The organism is Paenibacillus sp. RC73, assembly GCF_044908085.1.
GTDB lineage: Bacteria > Bacillota > Bacilli > Paenibacillales > Paenibacillaceae > Paenibacillus > Paenibacillus terrae_A.
In genome coordinates this window covers 117,178-135,480 of the sequence record NZ_JBIYCV010000002.1, presented here as the reverse complement: position 1 = coordinate 135,480, position 18,303 = coordinate 117,178, and the positions used below count along the sequence as shown (strand labels likewise).

The following is an 18,303-nucleotide window of genomic DNA, read 5'->3' as shown; positions in this document are numbered from 1 at the left end:
CCCTCCTAACAACATCCTGAAATAACCGTCTTCATGAACCGGCCTTACCGGTATTTGAATAGGGTATAAAAGCTGTTTATTCATTTCTATGCCTCTCGTAGAGTTCATAGAATCTATTTGATACTAAATTGTATTTCCATTTCTATAAGAACTCATACGTGGACAAATATAGTTTCGGGTTTCAAGCATCCTCTGGCTGCTGTACAATAAATGAAATGGTTAAAGAATAAGAAAGGCACATATATATTACTGTTAGACTTTTTTCGGTAATACACAAAAGGGGAAAACCAATGATCAGACCCACTCTAAAAATGATAAGTTGTGTTCTGCTGACCATCATTATGATTTGGACCTCCATGTCAGCACATCCTGTTCTGGGAGCTCCTTCAGAAGAGGCAAACCGGATTTTGCAGGATAGTCTGTCAATCGTCGAGATTGATCATGAAATTGAGCGGATCAGCCATGAACAGCAGATGCTTTTACAACGTCAGCAGGAACTCAGGAGCAATCTTGCCACTCAGCAGGAACAGATGACTATGCAAAGGAAACGCGCGAGTTCTGTGCTGCGCTCCTATTATATGGGTGAAAGGGACAAGCTGCTCAGTGTAGTACTGGGTGCCAAAAGTCTAAAACAGCTTCTCTCCCTGTACGATTACTACTTGTTGCTGATTAGCCACGATCAGGATGTACTTCAAGAATACGAGTCCGATTATCGGAATATGCGAAAAACAGAAGAACAGGTCACCCGGGCTTCAACAGATTTGGAAACCGTCAAAACAAACCTGCTGGAACAACGTAAGCGTATTGTCCTGCTTCAAGCGCGTGTAAATGACGGTGTTAACGCCAGCAAGGACCCGGATACTCTACGCAAGCTGATCGGCGAAATGACAGCTTATTGGGAGAATGTAGGCGTCTACGAGGTGAACAAGCATTTTAAAGCGCTGGCTCAAGCGATGCAGGATTTGCCTCAATTTATTCAACAACAGCAAGGAGCCATGATTACAAACGGCAAAGTCATTACGATAAGCATACGTGAGGATGATTTTAACCGTTTTCTGAAATCGGAAAATGAATTATTTAATCACTTCAACTTTTCCTTCGGGCAGGATCGTATTGTTGTAGAAGGCCAACAGGGCACCATGAAATTAAGGGTAGAGGGGCACTACACGGTAGAGAATGAACCACAAAATGCAATTTTATTCCATGTGGATCGCCTGGTCTTTAACGGGCTGGAGCTACCAGATACGACCCGTAACAAGCTGGAAAAGGATTTTGATCTAGGCTTCTATCCGCAGCAACTCATTTCTTATGTCAAAGCTACAGAGGTACGCACCATAGCCGGAATACTTGAGGTTAAGCTCGAATTGAGCCTGAAGTAAGGCTTTGACACCCTTGTATTGCTATCATAAATAATACATGGACAAAAATAAGAGACCCCGGGATGTTCCCGAGGTCTTCTTATTTACAACAAATACTACGCAGTATATAAACATCCTTATCATGGGGTAGTGATATGAGCTTCTACAGCAGATCGGCTGCCAACTGCGCCAGCTTGGAGCGCTCTCCTTTTTCCAGCATGATATGCCCGCTAATCCCTTCCTGCTTGAAGCGTTCTACTACATACGTCAAGCCGTTACTGGCAGCATCCAGATAGGGGTGATCAATTTGCTCCGGGTCTCCCATCAAGATGATTTTACTCCCCTCACCTACACGGGACACGATTGTTTTGATTTCATGCCGCGACAAATTCTGTGCCTCATCAATAATAATAAATTGTCCAGGTATTGAACGCCCGCGAATATAAGTGAGCGCCTCCACCTGAATGCTGCCCAAGCCCATCAAAATTTTATCAATATCGCCTGATTTTTTGGTATCAAACAAATATTCCAGATTGTCGTAAATCGGTTGCATCCACGGACGAAGCTTTTCTTCCTTTTCTCCCGGTAAATAACCGATATCCTTGCCCATAGGAACGACAGGACGGGCGATTAGCAGCTTCTTGAAGCGATGTTCATCCTCTACCTTGAGCAGACCAGCAGCGAGCGCCAGCAACGTTTTGCCTGTACCTGCTTTTCCGGTAATCGTCACCAGCGGTATATCGTCATTAAGCAATAGCTCCAGCGCCATCCGCTGTTGGGCATTACGCGCACTGATCCCCCACACAGGTTCATTGCTTAAATACAGAGGCTCTAATCGGTCTGCTTCCTGGTTTACTTTCAGCAATGCTGATTTTCCAGTCCCCATCTCGTCCTTTAGAATAACGAATTCATGAGGATATAGCGTATAAGACAGCTCCAATGGCTTAATCGGTAAAAAACGATTGGAATAAAACTCATCTATGATGGACGGATGCACCTGAATTGCCGAGTACCCGGGATATAGCTCACTCAGATCACCGGTTCTGTCGGATAAATAGTCTTCGGTCAGCAGTCCCAACACATCTGCCTTGATTCTCACCAGCACATCTTTACTAACCAGCACCACCGAACGCGGTTCAGGCAGTTCCTGCTCCTCCAACTGATAATTCAAGGCGACCGCCAAAATTCGATTATCGTTCGAAACTTCCCCGAACATCTCCTGAACTTTCAAAAAGCTCCGATGATTTAATTCAACCTTGAGCCTCCCACCTTGCGGAAGCGGAACACCGCTGTGCAGATGTCCTACTTTCCTCAACCCGTCCAGCAATCGTGATACGTTGCGGGCATTCCGTCCAATCTCATCCGCGTTGCGTTTTTTGGAGTCGATTTCTTCCAGAACAACAGCTGGAATAACCACTTCATGTTCTTTGAAGGTAAAGATGGCTTTCGGATCATGCAGTAGCACATTCGTATCCAGCACAAAAATTTTCTTCATTTAGATCCCCTCCAAAGCGGCGTGGACAATCTCGTGTTTCATACCTATACCTATTCACCGGGTAGCCAATACTTGCTGATTCCCTGAAAAAAGACCCCAGCAGCAGCGTTAAACAACGAAAAGTTGGTAGGTAATTAGAGCCTTAGAGCCTGTACACCTTTGGATCAGACACAAAAGGCCCAGTGATCACTCACTGGACCTTACTTATTTCATTCATTTCATTACAGAAAAAGCTAACAACCTTAGACAGCAAACGGGTATGAATGTCAAAACCATATACTTGGCGTGCTACCCATTCAGACATACCTCAACCCCCTTATGCAATAGAGCTTTTACTCGCTGCGAGTATAACATAAGAGGGAAGAAAGATACACACTCAAGAATTGGAAGAAGAGACAGTATTATTGTCGCTCGCTTTTTTTGATAGCTCCTCTTGCAAGGATTGTCTGGCCAGTTCAAGCTGTTTCTCATCAATATAGACATAAGGACTGCGCCATGTTCCTGCTACCGGATTGTATTTCACATTTTGCTTGGAAATATTCCAATAGGTCTGTACGAGATTTTTCATTTGCTGAGATTCAATATCTGTCATCAAATTCTTATCAACAGATTTAATAATTGCACTGAATTTACTTAGAGCACTGAAGGACTGCATTTGGTCAATTAAGGAATGAAGCACCTGATTTTGTCGACGGTTGCGATCAAAATCATCAGATTCAGCTGTTCTCGGGCGACAGTTTGATTTACGGTAACGAACAAAATCAAGGGCCTGATCACCGTTCAAATGTTGTGCTCCAGCCTTCAAGTTAATGTTAGTACCATCTGCACTGTCACGGTAACACATATTTTTGTCGACCGTAACATCTACGCCACCTAAATTATCCACAACATCTCTGAAGCCCTGGAAGTTAATAACCGTCACATAATCGATGTCAATATTCAAATATTTGCCGACCATCTTCTTCATTTGCTCTTCAGCGACTTCACCAGACTCTTTCTCTCTGGCCTTGAACACCGGATAGTACTCATTCAGCTTACGAGGTTTATATCCATCCAGTTCCAGTCGCGTATCCCTCGGCAACGACACGATTGTAGATGACTTGGTATTCGGATTCAGTGTAGCTACCATAATAACGTCCGACAAATAAGTTGGATGATCAGGGCGGTAATCCGTTCCAAGCAACAAAATGGTCAAAGGCTTGGCCTCGGCCAATTGTGTTTTGGGCACTTCCTTATTGATCCCCGTATCCAAAACTTCCTCTACCTGATTGTATAGGTAATAGGCATAACCGCCAGCCGCCAAGATACCTATAATGAGCAGAAACAGAACAAACTTCATAAACGATCTGAAAAAGCTTTTTTTCTTTTTCGTTTTTTTCGGTTTGGCGGATTTTTTCCCGCTTTGTGTCCGGGGAGGCAATCCGTTAGAAAGATTACTCATGCTTCAACACCTTTTCCTGCGTTTTTAGAAATAAAACTTTCTCCAAGTTTACAATCCTAAAACAGATACAGCGGCGCATCCCGTTGCCGGGCGTCGCCGCTGTGGCCAAAACCAATCCAATCAATTACGAATTTGCTTGTGCTGTTTTACGCTGTTTTTCTGCACGCTCGCGCTCACTTTTGTTCAAAATCTTTTTGCGCAAACGAATAGCATTAGGTGTAACTTCACAATACTCATCATCATTCAAATACTCGAGCGCCTGTTCCAAAGAGAAGATACGAGGCGTTTTAAGTTTTACGGTATCGTCTTTTGTTGCGGAGCGGACGTTCGTCAATTGCTTCTCTTTACAAATGTTAACAACGATATCGTTATCACGTGTATGCTCTCCGACGACCATACCTTCATAAATCTCAGTACCCGGCTCCAGGAACAGAATACCGCGATCCTCTACACCCATCATTCCATAGAATGTAGTGCTTCCATTTTCCGTCGAAATAAGTACGCCTTGATGACGTCCACCGACTTGACCACCAACAAATGGACCATAGCTGTCAAACGCATGGTTCATTACGCCATAGCCACGAGTCAAAGTCAGGAAGTTCGTAGTGTAACCAATCAGACCACGTGCAGGAATCAGGAATTCCAGACGAACCTGTCCGGTGCCGTTGTTGATCATGTTGACCATTTCAGCTTTGCGGGAACCCAGACTTTCCATAACTGCGCCCATGCTTTCTTCAGGAATATCAATGAGGAGACGTTCGATAGGCTCCATTTTCTTGCCATCGATTTCCTTCACGATTACTTCCGGTTTGGACACTTGCAGTTCATAACCTTCACGACGCATGTTTTCAATCAGGATACCCAGATGCAACTCACCACGTCCGGATACGATAAATGCGTCAGGACTGTCGGTTTCATCGACACGCAAGCTGACATCAGTTTCGAGTTCTTTCAGAAGACGTTCGCGGAGTTTACGGGATGTGATCCATTTACCTTCGCGACCTGCGAATGGGCTGTTATTAACCAGGAAGGTCATTTGCAGCGTTGGCTCATCAATCTTGAGTACAGGTAAAGCTTCAGGATGGTTTGGATCGGCAATCGTTTCTCCGATGTTAATATCCTTGATCCCTGCAATAGCCACAATGTCACCAGCGCCCGCTTGATCGGTTTCAATCCGTTTCAGACCTTGGAAACCGAACAGCTTCTCAATACGCGCTGATTTGCTGCTGCCGTCACGCTGCATAACCGTAACCGCTTGTCCCTGCTTGATAATACCGCGGTTTACACGACCAACTGCAATGCGGCCAAGATATTCGTTATAGTCCATCAGTGTTACGAGGAATTGAAGAGGCTCATCTATTTTCTCCGTTGGAGCTGGGATGTGATCCACAACGGTTTCGTACAATGCCTGCATGTTATCATCTTGCTTTTCGGCGTCCAAACTGGATGTTCCGTTCAGTGCTGAAGCATAAACAACAGGGAATTCCAACTGCTCATCACTCGCACCCAACTCGATGAACAGATCGAGTACTTCGTCAATAACTTCGGCTGGACGAGCTGCCGGACGGTCAATTTTGTTAACAACAACGATTGGCGTCAGGTTTTGCTCCAACGCTTTACGCAGTACGAATTTAGTCTGCGGCATACAACCTTCGTAAGCATCAACGACGAGCAAAACACCGTCAACCATTTTCATAATCCGTTCCACTTCGCCGCCAAAGTCGGCGTGTCCCGGTGTATCCACAATGTTAATCAGATAATCTTTGTACGTAATAGCTGTATTTTTTGCCAAAATCGTAATACCGCGTTCACGCTCCAGATCGTTGGAGTCCATGGCGCGCTCCTGAACAGCCTCGTGGTCTCTAAATGTTCCGGACTGTTGAAGAAGCTTGTCGACAAGCGTCGTTTTGCCGTGGTCGACGTGGGCAATAATTGCAATATTGCGAATGTTCTCTCTTGCATGCATGGTTTGTATCCATATCCTTTCCGTATATCAAAATAGTGTCTCTATCCTGAAAGTAATGCTTATCCAAGGCTAACAATCGTTCTTCAGGCCCGCTCCCTGCTAACCCTCTGTATATTTCAGGCTTTGTGCAGGCAGCTTCTCTTTCCGATTCGCGTGAAAACCTTAAAATAAGCGTCAGAAAACATTCCGACGCTCTTATCATATCCATTATATTATAGTTGAAATATGTCATAAAGCAAGACATTATTGGCTGTTCCGTAATTTACCGCCATAAATTTTGCACTGCTTGTCGTTTCACCATTTACGTTTGGTACGATTGTTAACCATCAGCCATATCCCTGCACCGATCAATACAACTGCAACAACATAAATCATTCCGGTCCTCAACATGCTAATAATCAGTAGAAGTACCGAAACGAGTCCCAAAATCATGCTCCCTGTATATACAGTGCGAGGCAGCGTTATATCATTAATAGCGTATTCCCATAATCCAACTGCCACACCCAGCAGTAACAAAGGCCATAGATAGGCCATCAGATGCCAGCCCCATGTATTACAGAGAAAAAATAAAAAACCGTACACCGACAAAATCCCGGCCGGCAGCAGCATAATGGGAGAAACCTTACGCATCATGTACATCGCATGCAATATAATACCAGGTATTAAAATCAGCAAGGGCCAGAAGTTTTGTCCCAAAAAGGAGAAGACCCCCAGTTTTCCCAACAAAATAATCAGTCCTACGGCAATGATGCCCAATCCGATCATACGCTCTTTTCCGGAATTCATCGTGGTCTCCTTTATTTGCTGGATTTTATAGTGTTACAAAAACCGAGTAGATTCCCCGGCGTTTGCAAAAGCTCTATGTCTAGTTTAGCCGATGTTTTCCAAAAAAACTACGTTCAAATACGGCGGGCTTGCAACTGCTGGAATATTCCTGCAATTACAACTGCGGCGGCCAGCAATCCCGGCAACCATGAATGTAAAACTTCCCCAGGCCCGGCTAACCACGCTCCCAGTCTGGGATCACGCAGTAGCATTTCACCTGCCGTGAAAGCCAATATTGCAGATCCGAGTAAAACAAGTACAGGGAAACGGTGAAGCCAGACTGCAATAACGTTGCTCCCCCACACCACAATTGGAATGCTAATTGCAATACCGATGACAATGATGGCAATATCCCCATTTGCAAGTGCTGCAATAGCCAATACATTATCCAGACTCATCACAAAATCCGCTACCAGAATCACCTGTATAGCCTTCCATATGCTTGTTTCTGCTCTTACTCCCACATTATCGTTATTCTCATAAAGCAGCTTAAACGCAATCCATAACAGAAGCAGACCGCCCGCCGCCTGAATAAAGGGTATGCCTAGCAAAAGGACAGCTGCAAAAGTCAACACACAGCGCAGGACAACTGCGGCGAGCGCTCCCCACCATATTGCTTGGCTCCGCTGCCTTGCAGGCAAGTTTTTGCTCGCCATGGCTATAACAACCGCATTATCACCGCTTAACACCAAATTGATCATTAATATTTTCAACAGCAAAATGATATGCTCCATGTGTACAAACACCCCCATGCTACTTGTATGCGAAATAGGACGAGGCTATGCTGTGTACTTGGAATCTAATCATTTCATTCATCAATAGCCATAATTTATTAAAAATCAATACCAGATTTGTTGAGCATAATCCTTGAAATCAGTAGCAAACAGCAATATAATGAATCGTATTTCCGAAAAACGGGTATTAATCATAAACAGAGCATACTGAACTTAGGTTGTTTAATCAGGGAGATGAGAACGATTGACATGTCCGGATTTCAGTTTTTTGGGCTACTGCTTAATGTGATATTTATTGACCTTCTGCTTGCAGGAGATAACGCTATTGTAATTGGACTTGCCGCCCGAAAGCTTCCGCCCGAAACGCAAAAAAAAGCGATACTGTATGGTACCGGAGGTGCTCTACTCATTCGTATAGCCGCCACGATTGTGGTGCTTTGGCTGCTTCAAGTGCCGTGGCTGTTACTCGTCGGGGGTGTAATGCTGATCTGGATCGCATATAAGCTGCTGGTAGATCAGGAGGATCACGCCGAAGTCAAAGCCGGCACGACTTTATGGGGGGCTATCCGCACCATCGTTGTAGCCGATGCAGCCATGGGGCTGGACAACGTAATTGCCGTCGCAGGCGCTGCCCAACAGCATTTGATACTGGTGGTACTCGGTCTGCTGATCAGCGTGCCGATTGTCGTATGGGGAAGTACTCTTTTCATCAAGCTTATTAACAAATTTCCCTGGATCATCTATTTGGGCTCGGCTGTGCTTGGCTATACTGCCTCCAATATGATTACCGAGGAACGCAAGCTGGAGCCATACTTTACCGAGCACCCCGCACTGCGTATCCTGTTTGTTGCCACAGTGATGGCTGGTATTCTGCTCACAGGCTATCTTCAAAACCGCAGAGCCATATCCAGCCGAAAAAAAGCGGTTTTGAAATAATTTTAAGAAAAAACTCATACATCTATAGACAAGGCAGACCCGACTTTAGTCGATGGATCTGCCTTTTTATATACCGCTAAGCGTAGCATCTTAAAAGATTTTAAAACCAATCCTCTTGCACAACTTCCTCTTTACGTCCCTCTATAGCCCCATCTGCCTCAAGAACAACAGTCTCCGTTATAGCCACGGCCTGCTCAATCAAAGTATTTAAATCCCGAATAGAGGCTTCGATCTTTTGAACAACCCATAAATTAGGATTGGTCGTTGGGGATTTGGGAACAAACAATGTGCAGCAATCCTCATACGGCAGGATAGATAGATCGTATGTGCCGATTTGCTTGGCTATTTCCGTAATTTCCTGTTTATCCATCATCACCAGAGGACGCAGCAACGGTAATTCCGTCGAACGCCCAATCACATTCATGCTCGATAAAGTTTGGCTGGCTACTTGGCCGAGACTGTCACCCGTCACAAGCGCCAGCGCGCCTTCACGCTCCGCCAGCATCGTAGCAATACGCAGCATGGACCGTCTCATCAGCGTGATGATTAGATTATCCTGTCCAGTGCGTGTAAAAGCCGTCTGCACCTCCGTAAAAGGTACGAGATGAATCTTGATGCGTCCCGCGTAACCCGCCAATACCCTCGCCAAGTCAATAACCTTTTCTTTCGCACGCTCGCTCGTAAACGGATAGCTGTAAAAATGGACGCATTCGATTTCCAATCCTCTGCGCATGGAGGACCATCCCGCTACCGGACTGTCGATTCCGCCCGAGAGCAGCAGCATAGCTTTGCCGTTTGTACCTAACGGATAGCCTCCTACAGCCGTAATAATATCGCTAAATATATAAGCCGCCTGCTCTCTGACTTCCACCCGTAGCTCGATATCCGGTTGACGGACATCGACCTTTAACACTGGAAACCCGCGCAGTATCGGCGAACCAATCAAATGATTCATCTCATGAGAGGAATGGGCAAATCCTTTCCACACCCTGCGAGCATTTACCTTGAAAGTCGTTCCTTCCGTCGGATTCAACTCACGCATCAAGGCTACAGCGGTCTCAATAATCGTGTCAAGCTCAACAGGAGCCATTTTAACAGGACTGATGGTTGTGATACCAAACACCTTTTGCAATACTTGGATGATCTGCTCATAAGACTCTCCCCCAAGAACTACATAAATCCGTCCAAATTCCTTACGCAGAGAAGCGCCGGGAAACGGCTTGAGCAACAGTTTCACGTGATTCAGTACCGCTTTTTCAAAACGGGCGCGGTTTTTCCCTTTCAATGTAAATTCGCCAAAGCGAAGCAACAGCATATCATAGTGCATTTTAACGTTTCCACCTTTCAAGGGATTCCAATTGCGCCACAGCCTGACGGAGCGCGAGAATAAGCTCGTCAATATCCTGTTCTGTATGTTCATCGCCGAAGCTGATCCGAATACCGCCGGACGCCTCCGCCTCATTGCGACCCATCGCCAGTAATACCCGGCTAGGCTCGGCCAATTTGGAGGAACAAGCCGATTGGGTCGATACTGCCACGCCCAATTGCTCCAGCGTATGCAGCAGCACCTCTGCCTTCATACCCGGATACGAAAAATGGACAATGTGCGGCGCTTCCTGCCCGCTATTCAGTCGCAATTGCGGAATCGTCTTCACTTCTGCGGCTACCCGATCTCTCCACGCAGTCATACGCTGCGCCGCCTCTGCTTGCCGTTCTCCTGCCAGCCGGACCGCCTTGGACATACCGACAAGCAGCGGAACATTTTCCGTACCTGCACGAAATCCCTGCTCCTGGGAACCTCCGCTAAGCAGCGAGAAAAGCTCCAGACCTTCCCGAACAAAAAGCAGTCCGGCTCCTTTGGGACCGCGCAGCTTATGTGCGGACAGGCTGTACAGATCAGCCTTCCAGCCCCGGATATTCACCGGAAGCTTTCCATAGCCCTGCACACCATCAACATGGAACAGTACACGTGGGAACTGTTCCTTCAACGCAACTCCGATATCATGCAACGGCTGTACCCTTCCCGTCTCATTATTGACATGCATAATGCTGACTAAAATCGTGTCTTTACGGATAGCTGCACATACCTGCTTGGCACTGACATGCCCTTCCGCATCAACGGGCAGAGATGTGACCTCAAAGCCCATTTCTGCCAACTGTCTGCAAGCTTCATACACCGACGGATGCTCCGTTGACACCGTAACGATATGCTTGCCTCTGGCCTGATACTGCAAGGCCACTCCCTTAATAGCGAGATTGTTGCTTTCCGTTGCCCCGGATGTGAACACAATCTCCGCCGGATGCACCCCCAAAGCTGTAGCACAAACCTCCCGGGAACGCTTAAGCAGCTTATCCGCATCTTCCCCGTACCGATGCATTGAGGACGGATTGCCGTAGTGGAGTCTCATCACCTCAGCAATCGTCGTAATCACCTCTTCAAAAGGCGGAGTTGTCGCTGCATAATCAAAATATTTCATGAAACTCCCCTTTCTGCCCTGCAACCTCTACAACAAAAAAAGACCAAAACAGGGAAAGGCCACTGTATTACACAGTGACACCCTTTCCCCATATTGATCCCACCTGCGGACCTGTCTGATTAAAATTTTGTTTTTTTCTTTATAAGCTACAGGGCTTAAAACGTATATTTTTCACGTGCATTCTGAATTTTGGCAATATACTTTTGCGTTTCTACCGGAAGCATGTTCAGCACAGCCATCAACTGCTCGTCACTATTCACGCCCAATCGCTGTACCCGTCCGGGGCCTGCATTATAAGCTGCCAAGGCCATATTTTCCTGTCCATTAAAACGCTTAATCTGGTAAGACAAATAACGAACTCCGGCATCAATATTTTGTGCAGGGTCATACGCATCGCTAACTCCCAATCCTTGGGCCGTAGCATCCATAAGCTGCATAAGCCCTTTGGCTCCAGCTGAAGAAGTGACAAGCGGGTTAAACGAAGATTCTGTATCAATGACTGCTTTAATCAGCGACACCGGAACTCCGTATTTATTGCTGGCCTCGTTAATGAAATCATCATAAGCTGTAGGTTTGGTCGGCCCATCGGTTGCTGTGCCGGAAGCAGGATATACCGCCAATGGCGAAGTCGTTCCCCTCGATGGTCCCAATTGAAGCCAGAGCAACCCATTTTCATCCCTTGTAACGTCCCCTGAATTTACACGAGCTGCAGCATCATCTGTCTCCAACTGCCCTGCCTGCTCAAGTAATCCGGAAAAAGCGTCCGTTGTACCCGTTTGTGCTGTGGAACCTATATTACTCAACAACTGCGTATCTATTATGGCCTTGGACACGCGCGGATCTATTTGCATGTGGCATTCCCAACTTTCTTTAGTTGTTATATCCCAAACAGCCTATCATTACTGCTTATGATACAACGTTTTGATATGTACTGCCATACTTTTTAAGGAAAAAAGCTCCGCATCTGTCGAATTGACAGCGGAGCTTCATGGTACTGGGTCAATACAGAATAGATCGCTTATAATTTTACTCGAACAGAGCAAGCGATCACCTGGCTTTTCGTGCCTTCACGAGATCAACGAACAAACGGAATAAAAGCAAAGTAACTTAATGTCGCCAGCGCACCCAGTCCAATCGACCAAATACCTGTTGTTTTGTTACCATTTACATAAGCAAAAAAGCCCAACACTGCAGCAATAGGCCCCAGCACAATAGACCACATAAACAGTGCAGCAATTCCTGCGGCTAGACCGATATAGCCAGAGATACGTCCACTTCGGCTTATGACATGCTGCTCATCCTTGTCCTCATGCCGAGTCACGGCTGGTGAGCCTGGAGCTACCTCAGCCGCATATTCCTCCCGGTGATTGCGACGCTTGGCAGACCGCTCTTGAGTGCGACGGGGGTAGTCCACACGCTCACGGCTAAAATGCTCTTGGTCTTGATGCTTATCAGTTTCATGATCCTCCATAATACACTGCACCTCCAAATACGTAATGATTCGCGGTATGAATTTTTACAGGGACTTTGGTTTAAAAGTGTGGCAACAGGTTGCAGCAGATGTTGCAGCCTGGTCACGTTCAACTGAGCTGAAGCTTTCACCCGCATATTCTTCATCAAATTTTTTTCCTGCATGACTGTCAATTTCTATCATGATCAAATCTGCCTTGCACAAGTTGTTTTCTCCCCAATAATGACAATTGGCTACGCTGCATTTGACTATTGGCTTGGCCTCTTGGCTCATGATTATCACCTCGGATTCATTGTCTCCCCCGTAGCGTTCACCTATGCGCACATAGCATATGGCAGTTGGTGACATACGAAAAAAGCCGTTTCCGGCACCTCCTCCAAACTGGCAGGAAGCAAACAGGAAACGGCTTGCTTGTCTCATATGTTTTTGTTTTCAATTAAAAAAATCTCTGGCTAGATGCTTACGCATGTGTACGGCGAGTCTGCATCCGGCGCTGAGTCAAATAATCACTTTCATAATAAGCAAGATCATCGCGCAATTCTTCAAAATTTTTCGTAATGTCCATGATCACTTCGCGGGCGGGCGTTACTGGCGTTTTACGGAAGCGTATAGCATCTTGTCCCGTATAAGCGTAGCGTCCATCCTCTGCGTAAGATTCATTTTTGGGATAAAAAAAGCTGTTCACGCAGTCATGGTAAACGTTATACAATGCCTTTTCCGCAAAATCGACGTCAAAGTTGGCACGGCGCAAAGCCACACCCAGCTTTTCATAAGATATTTCGGAAAAAACAAGGACATGGCGGAGATCCGACAAAAAGCCTTTGTAAAAGAGTACGGACTCCTCACTGCGATCCACAGCCAGCTCCGGCAGTGCATGCTCATTAAGGAATGCTTCCACCCGTTCCACGGCAGATTTCAGTTTCTCCTGCGCCGACTCACATAATTTTTGTACGTTGACTGCTGACATTAATGCAGCTCCCCCTTATTTGTTGCTTCTTCATCAATTTGGTTACCCGAAAATAGATCCTTCTTAACCGAAAGAGCTATAATTTTCAGTATTTATCCTAACACAAATAAGGATTGAAAGGTATAAAAACATGCCAACCTTCTCACGCTAAACCATAAATTCATAAACTCCCAAGGAGGACGGTCCCATGTCTCGGCAAAAATGGTTAAAACCCCTGATCGGAGCAGCCGCCGGGGTGCTTATCATCACCCTGATGCTGCCTTCCCGAGATCACCGCCACACACCACAGCCCGAATATACGGCAAAAATGGTGCCACAGCAGGAAAAGCAGCTCAAAAAAGGAATGTTGGCTTTGGACTTGTCCGCTACGGATACCATCACTCGCATGGATGCGAGGCAGGATATTGAATACGTAATGCGAGAACTGAATGATAAAACTAATGATCAGAAAAAGCATTTTGCCCGCAAGCTTCAGCAGTCGCACAGTCATCTTCACACACTGCAATGGATCAATACACGTGACGGGAAGAGCACTACCTACACAGGCAGCAAGGCACAACCTCGTCTGCTTAATCACATTCAAGTCAAAAACAGCCTGGCTGCGGCTCGCCGTTCCGTCCTGCAAAACAAATCTTACGAGTCCGCTGCTTTTCAGGCAGAGGATGGAAAATATTTTGTCATGGCAGAGCCATCGACTGACGGGACATACGGCGTTGCCGCGCTGGTCAGCCAGCAAGTGCTTCGTGACGTGGAAAAGCATCAGCGTAAAAACCTGCGCCTGATCCCATACCCGAAGGAAGGCAGCTACAAAATCGAATCTGTACATCCCGACACACTGCATGATATTACTGTCAAGACGGGACATGACAATGAAAATGCGAGCCATTATTTTGAAAATGAAATCGTCGTTCGCTTCCGCCAAAATCCTGATCAACGGCAATTACGCGATATTGCAGCAGATTTGAACTGTGAGCTAGGCCGAAAGCTCGGTTATACGTATGTGTTCCATTCGAATAACATGAACTTCAAAGAGCTAAAGCAATATTTCTCGCAGAAGTGGAACCCGATATATGCAGAACCTCACTACATGTATCTGACTAATGAAAAAACACCCGTAAAAGCGTCGGATGTCTCTATTCCGAATGACCTGCTCTTTTCCCGCTATCAGTGGAATCTGCCGGCCACTGAAACCAACCGGGGCTGGGCGCTATCCAAAGGCAGCAAAAACGTAGTCGTAGCCGTCGTGGATACGGGAGTAGATATGGACCATCCTGATCTAAAGGGCCAAATCCTAGCGGGACACAACGTAGTCAGCCCGAAGGAAAAGCCTTACGATGACGTCGGTCACGGAACGCATGTTGCCGGCATTATTTCCGCGCTTGTGAACAACGGCGAGGGTGTTGCTGGCATGACATGGTACAACAAGGTTATGCCAGTCAAGGTACTCGATCAGTCCGGCTCCGGTACCACATATTCCGTGGCAGAGGGCATTATATGGGCCGCAGACCATGGAGCCAAGGTCATTAATTTGAGCCTCGGCAATTATGCGCAAGCTGAATTTTTGCACGATGCGATTAAATATGCCTATGACAAGGATATTGTATTAGTCGCGGCCACGGGAAATGATAATACGGAACGGCCTGGCTATCCCGCTGCCTATCCTGAAGTATTTGCCGTATCTGCCACAGACGCGTCCATGCACCGTGCTTCCTTTTCCAACTACGGAGATTATGTTGACGTTATGGCCCCCGGCGCAAGCATAGCAAGCACGTATCCGGGGAACCAATACGCTGCCCTCTCAGGCACTTCAATGGCCAGTCCGCATGTATCAGCGCTTGCGGCCCTCGTTCGTTCCATCAACCCCGACCTGACGAACAAAGAGGTCATGGAATTGATGAGAAACAGCGTGATTGATTTGGGTACACCGGGGCATGACAAATATTTCGGATATGGCCAAATCGATGTATATAAGGCGTTGAAAGCAGCTCAACGTCCGTATGTTCCTTTGCAGTTTTATCCACAGCATTTGGGTGACAAGATAAAATCTCTCTTGAAGATGCTGGAAACGTAAAAAAGTTTCCGTTTGGGCAAAAAGCAGCCATGTACGCTCCATGGCTGCTTTTTTGTAATCCCTTAGCGCTTAGAGCTGCTACGTACCTGACGCTTGCCATTACTGCGAGTATGACTGCGGGTATGACAGCAAGGATCAGAAGGGTCTTTTACAGTCACTGGGAATACATGGTGTGGTACAGGTATAATGTGCGCTTGGTTGATAATTTCAATCGGATGAATAACAGGCACCACTTGTGGGAAAAATTGATGATTTACAAATTGGATCGGCGGGCACACGATCGGTTCGTTAGGGCAATGACTCATAATGTGCAACTCCTTTCGGTGAATTAGTACAGCATATTGCGAAGGGGCTCCCTGTGATTGGATGATTACCCCCTATTACAAATATCCTTACAAAATAGGCCTTCGTTCCATGATGACCGAGCGGTCAAGCAGTTCTCCCAGCAAGCGGCATAACTTGCGCAATCCTGCTTCGAGTGTGTCCTTGGCCGTGTATGAAAAGGAAATACGAATATGATTACTTTCCATACCACCTGCATAACATACCCCGCCGGGTAAAAAAGATATGCCTTCCCGATCAGCTAATCGTCCCAGCTCTGCGATATCAACAACAGGCGGGAGTCTTATCCATATATTAAGACCACCCTCAGGTGCTTGCCAGGTGACTTCTGCAGGGGCAAAGCGCTGGAGTGTGTGCAAAGCAGTTGTCAGACGGTCCTGCATTTGATCTCTTAACGAGACAAGATGGTTATCCAGCCGATGCCTGATGAAAGGTAACAATGCTTTTTGCGTCAACAGAGGGCTTCCCAGATCCGTAGTTGACTTGGCTGCCACAAGGCGGTCCAGCACACTTCCTGTAGCCACTACACAAGCGATGCGACAGCCGGGAGCGACGGTTTTACTGAAGCTTTTAATATAAATCACATGTCCGGACAAATCATGCGCCTTGATGGAAAGCGGCGGCTTTGTTTTGTAGTACAGATCAGAAAACGGATCATCTTCGACGATCAGACAATGATAACTTTGCGCCAGATCCAGAAGTTGCATGCGTCTGACCGTCGTTAAGGTTATTCCAGTGGGATTATGAAAGGTAGGTATCGTATAGATCAGCTTTGGAGGATGAGTGTCACAGAGGCGTGTCAGGATATCCATGCGCATGCCCTGCTCATCCATCGGAATCATGACCACCTTGGCACCTCGGCTGGTGAATACATCAATCGCACCCGTATACGTAGGAGCCTCCATATAGACGACGTCACCAGGGCCAACGAACGTACGCGCCACAAGATCAATCCCCTGTTGGGCACCGCTTGTCACAAGCAGATGTTCTGCTTCAGTACGGACTCCACGTTCGCTCAGGTGAACTGCAAATACTTCCCTCAGTTCTACATCCCCTTCGAAGGTGCCGTAAACAGCCATCTCATCGGGATCTTCGGAGGATAAACGTCGGGTATCGTCAATGATTTCACGAGTGGGAAGAAGCTCTGGCTGAACTGCCGCAATATGAAATGAATAGGGAACCTGACGGCTATGATTAAAGTTTCTCCACAACTGTGCACGCGGCAAGTAATCAATCAGCGACATTTGCCATGATAAATCCAGCGCTTCCTCACGATGCAATGACACAGAAGGTTCGGCTACATAGCATCCCTTTCCCTGTGTACACACCACAAGATGTATGGATTCCAGCTCCGCATACGCCTTGCTTACAGTTACAGGGCTAACGGAAAGCAGACTGGACAAATGGCGGACAGAGGGAAGCTTTGTACCCTGAGGCAGCAGTCCTGACTGGATACGGTCCGCCAATGTTTTGGCAATCTGTAAATATAATTTAACACTGCTATTGCGGCTGAGTTCAATATGCATCGGAATCGTCCCTCCAGGATCTTGACCATTGGCTTCCATTGTAACATTCAATCACTTGATAGACGACGCGAATCGGCCGAACGAGCTTCTTTTTCCCAGATCATCGATCCCATTCAATGTATTCTCGTCATGGATGCTTCTTTTATTCCATATTTTCTCGAATTGACTTTTTACCCGGGCATCATTATTATCTTATAGTATAAGATAAAAGTTAGAAGGTGTTGTGACCATTGGATTATAAGATATTAGCGAAAGAACTGTTCGAGTATGTTGTCAAATCGCGCAAACCGGCATTAGAGGAACGAGGACACTTCTCACGTGGTGAAATGGGGATTCTCATCTGTCTGAATTTCAATCAGGACGGGGTTACCTCGGGCCACTTGAGCGAATACTTGTCCGTCAGTACGGGACGGGTAGCAACGGCGCTGAAGAGCCTAGAGAAGAAAGGTCTGGTTGTACGCCATACCGATGTCACCGACAAACGTAAGGTGATTGTATTCATTACGGATTCAGGCAAGCAATTTATGATTGACAAGTATAATGAAGGAATCGCATGGACCGAGAGCATTCTTCGCAAGCTGGACGAACAGGATGCCAAAGAATTTATCCGACTCATTAAGCTTATTGTCTCTAAAAGTTGAATTCATATGTAAATTGCACCAAACACCTAAGATTTTCAGATAAAAGGAGAGCA

General features: G+C 46.4%; 17 protein-coding genes. 4 read left to right on the top strand and 13 right to left on the bottom strand.

The window, feature by feature from the left end; genetic code table 11:
* The first annotated feature begins 290 nt into the window (after nucleotides 1-290).
* Complete coding sequence (locus ABH897_RS04125) at nucleotides 291-1,379, top strand: coiled-coil domain-containing protein (protein WP_404591270.1); 1,089 nt, start codon at nucleotides 291-293, stop codon at nucleotides 1,377-1,379.
* 142 nt (nucleotides 1,380-1,521) lie between these two features.
* Here the strand turns inward: ABH897_RS04125 and ABH897_RS04120 are convergent, their stop codons facing one another.
* From ABH897_RS04120 to ABH897_RS04100, 5 genes are all read right to left on the bottom strand, one after another.
* Complete coding sequence (locus ABH897_RS04120; RefSeq protein WP_283652504.1) at nucleotides 1,522-2,853, bottom strand: PhoH family protein; 1,332 nt, start codon at nucleotides 2,851-2,853, stop codon at nucleotides 1,522-1,524.
* Between the two features lie 376 nt (nucleotides 2,854-3,229).
* On the bottom strand, nucleotides 3,230-4,294 hold the full coding sequence (locus ABH897_RS04115; protein ID WP_283652505.1) for an LCP family protein: 1,065 nt from the start codon (nucleotides 4,292-4,294) through the stop codon (nucleotides 3,230-3,232).
* Between the two features lie 124 nt (nucleotides 4,295-4,418).
* On the bottom strand, nucleotides 4,419-6,260 hold the full coding sequence (gene typA / locus ABH897_RS04110; RefSeq protein WP_283652506.1) for a translational GTPase TypA: 1,842 nt from the start codon (nucleotides 6,258-6,260) through the stop codon (nucleotides 4,419-4,421).
* 294 nt (nucleotides 6,261-6,554) lie between these two features.
* Nucleotides 6,555-7,046: a hypothetical protein gene (locus ABH897_RS04105; protein ID WP_283652507.1), complete on the bottom strand. Its 492-nt coding sequence runs from the start codon at nucleotides 7,044-7,046 to the stop codon at nucleotides 6,555-6,557.
* Between the two features lie 113 nt (nucleotides 7,047-7,159).
* Nucleotides 7,160-7,819: a TerC family protein gene (locus ABH897_RS04100; protein WP_283652508.1), complete on the bottom strand. Its 660-nt coding sequence runs from the start codon at nucleotides 7,817-7,819 to the stop codon at nucleotides 7,160-7,162.
* A 249-nt stretch (nucleotides 7,820-8,068) separates the two neighbouring features.
* Between ABH897_RS04100 and ABH897_RS04095 the strand changes: the two genes are divergently transcribed.
* Nucleotides 8,069-8,755, top strand: a complete 687-nt coding sequence (locus ABH897_RS04095; RefSeq protein ID WP_404518746.1) for a TerC family protein — start codon at nucleotides 8,069-8,071, stop codon at nucleotides 8,753-8,755.
* A 100-nt stretch (nucleotides 8,756-8,855) separates the two neighbouring features.
* Here ABH897_RS04095 and thiI read toward each other — a convergent pair whose 3' ends face one another.
* From thiI to ABH897_RS04065, 6 genes are all read right to left on the bottom strand, one after another.
* Nucleotides 8,856-10,082 carry a tRNA uracil 4-sulfurtransferase ThiI gene (gene thiI / locus ABH897_RS04090; RefSeq protein WP_404518745.1) on the bottom strand — a complete coding sequence of 409 codons (1,227 nt, stop codon included), beginning with the start codon at nucleotides 10,080-10,082 and terminating at the stop codon, nucleotides 8,856-8,858.
* A 1-nt stretch (nucleotide 10,083) separates the two neighbouring features.
* The gene (locus tag ABH897_RS04085) at nucleotides 10,084-11,232 is read right to left on the bottom strand and encodes a cysteine desulfurase family protein (protein WP_404591268.1); all 1,149 of its coding nucleotides are present in this window, start codon (nucleotides 11,230-11,232) and stop codon (nucleotides 10,084-10,086) included.
* Nucleotides 11,233-11,387: 155 nt separating this feature from the next.
* On the bottom strand, nucleotides 11,388-12,083 hold the full coding sequence (locus ABH897_RS04080; RefSeq protein ID WP_283652512.1) for a lytic transglycosylase domain-containing protein: 696 nt from the start codon (nucleotides 12,081-12,083) through the stop codon (nucleotides 11,388-11,390).
* Between the two features lie 224 nt (nucleotides 12,084-12,307).
* Nucleotides 12,308-12,703: a hypothetical protein gene (locus tag ABH897_RS04075; protein WP_404591266.1), complete on the bottom strand. Its 396-nt coding sequence runs from the start codon at nucleotides 12,701-12,703 to the stop codon at nucleotides 12,308-12,310.
* 45 nt (nucleotides 12,704-12,748) lie between these two features.
* Nucleotides 12,749-12,976: a DUF1540 domain-containing protein gene (locus tag ABH897_RS04070; RefSeq protein WP_149093304.1), complete on the bottom strand. Its 228-nt coding sequence runs from the start codon at nucleotides 12,974-12,976 to the stop codon at nucleotides 12,749-12,751.
* A gap of 187 nt (nucleotides 12,977-13,163) precedes the next feature.
* The gene (locus tag ABH897_RS04065; RefSeq protein ID WP_044648202.1) at nucleotides 13,164-13,670 is read right to left on the bottom strand and encodes a YpuI family protein; all 507 of its coding nucleotides are present in this window, start codon (nucleotides 13,668-13,670) and stop codon (nucleotides 13,164-13,166) included.
* A 187-nt stretch (nucleotides 13,671-13,857) separates the two neighbouring features.
* Here ABH897_RS04065 and ABH897_RS04060 point away from each other — a divergent pair, with 187 nt between their 5' ends.
* A complete protein-coding gene (locus ABH897_RS04060) occupies nucleotides 13,858-15,741 on the top strand; it encodes a S8 family peptidase (protein ID WP_404591264.1) in 1,884 nt (627 codons plus the stop codon).
* A 62-nt stretch (nucleotides 15,742-15,803) separates the two neighbouring features.
* Here ABH897_RS04060 and ABH897_RS04055 read toward each other — a convergent pair whose 3' ends face one another.
* Together ABH897_RS04055 and pdxR are read right to left on the bottom strand one after the other, a co-directional pair.
* Nucleotides 15,804-16,046, bottom strand: a complete 243-nt coding sequence (locus ABH897_RS04055) for a hypothetical protein (protein ID WP_082067272.1) — start codon at nucleotides 16,044-16,046, stop codon at nucleotides 15,804-15,806.
* Nucleotides 16,047-16,133: 87 nt separating this feature from the next.
* Nucleotides 16,134-17,609, bottom strand: coding sequence for a MocR-like pyridoxine biosynthesis transcription factor PdxR (pdxR, locus tag ABH897_RS04050; RefSeq protein WP_404591446.1), 1,476 nt, complete (start codon nucleotides 17,607-17,609; stop codon nucleotides 16,134-16,136).
* A gap of 230 nt (nucleotides 17,610-17,839) precedes the next feature.
* Here pdxR and ABH897_RS04045 point away from each other — a divergent pair, with 230 nt between their 5' ends.
* Nucleotides 17,840-18,250, top strand: coding sequence for a MarR family winged helix-turn-helix transcriptional regulator (locus tag ABH897_RS04045; protein ID WP_283652516.1), 411 nt, complete (start codon nucleotides 17,840-17,842; stop codon nucleotides 18,248-18,250).
* Nucleotides 18,251-18,303: the final 53 nt, after the last annotated feature.

Coding starts and splice junctions, on each gene's coding strand:
- ABH897_RS04060 (WP_404591264.1), top strand. CDS start 13,858: ATGTCTCGGCAAAAATGGTTAAAACCCCTGATCGGAGCAGCCGCCGGG.
- ABH897_RS04100 (WP_283652508.1), bottom strand. CDS start 7,819: ATGGAGCATATCATTTTGCTGTTGAAAATATTAATGATCAATTTGGTG.
- typA (WP_283652506.1), bottom strand. CDS start 6,260: ATGCATGCAAGAGAGAACATTCGCAATATTGCAATTATTGCCCACGTC.
- ABH897_RS04125 (WP_404591270.1), top strand. CDS start 291: ATGATCAGACCCACTCTAAAAATGATAAGTTGTGTTCTGCTGACCATC.
- ABH897_RS04115 (WP_283652505.1), bottom strand. CDS start 4,294: ATGAGTAATCTTTCTAACGGATTGCCTCCCCGGACACAAAGCGGGAAA.
- pdxR (WP_404591446.1), bottom strand. CDS start 17,609: ATGCATATTGAACTCAGCCGCAATAGCAGTGTTAAATTATATTTACAG.
- thiI (WP_404518745.1), bottom strand. CDS start 10,082: ATGCACTATGATATGCTGTTGCTTCGCTTTGGCGAATTTACATTGAAA.
- ABH897_RS04070 (WP_149093304.1), bottom strand. CDS start 12,976: ATGAGCCAAGAGGCCAAGCCAATAGTCAAATGCAGCGTAGCCAATTGT.
- ABH897_RS04120 (WP_283652504.1), bottom strand. CDS start 2,853: ATGAAGAAAATTTTTGTGCTGGATACGAATGTGCTACTGCATGATCCG.
- ABH897_RS04085 (WP_404591268.1), bottom strand. CDS start 11,232: ATGAAATATTTTGATTATGCAGCGACAACTCCGCCTTTTGAAGAGGTG.
- ABH897_RS04105 (WP_283652507.1), bottom strand. CDS start 7,046: ATGAATTCCGGAAAAGAGCGTATGATCGGATTGGGCATCATTGCCGTA.
- ABH897_RS04055 (WP_082067272.1), bottom strand. CDS start 16,046: ATGAGTCATTGCCCTAACGAACCGATCGTGTGCCCGCCGATCCAATTT.
- ABH897_RS04075 (WP_404591266.1), bottom strand. CDS start 12,703: ATGGAGGATCATGAAACTGATAAGCATCAAGACCAAGAGCATTTTAGC.
- ABH897_RS04095 (WP_404518746.1), top strand. CDS start 8,069: ATGTCCGGATTTCAGTTTTTTGGGCTACTGCTTAATGTGATATTTATT.
- ABH897_RS04065 (WP_044648202.1), bottom strand. CDS start 13,670: ATGTCAGCAGTCAACGTACAAAAATTATGTGAGTCGGCGCAGGAGAAA.
- ABH897_RS04080 (WP_283652512.1), bottom strand. CDS start 12,083: ATGCAAATAGATCCGCGCGTGTCCAAGGCCATAATAGATACGCAGTTG.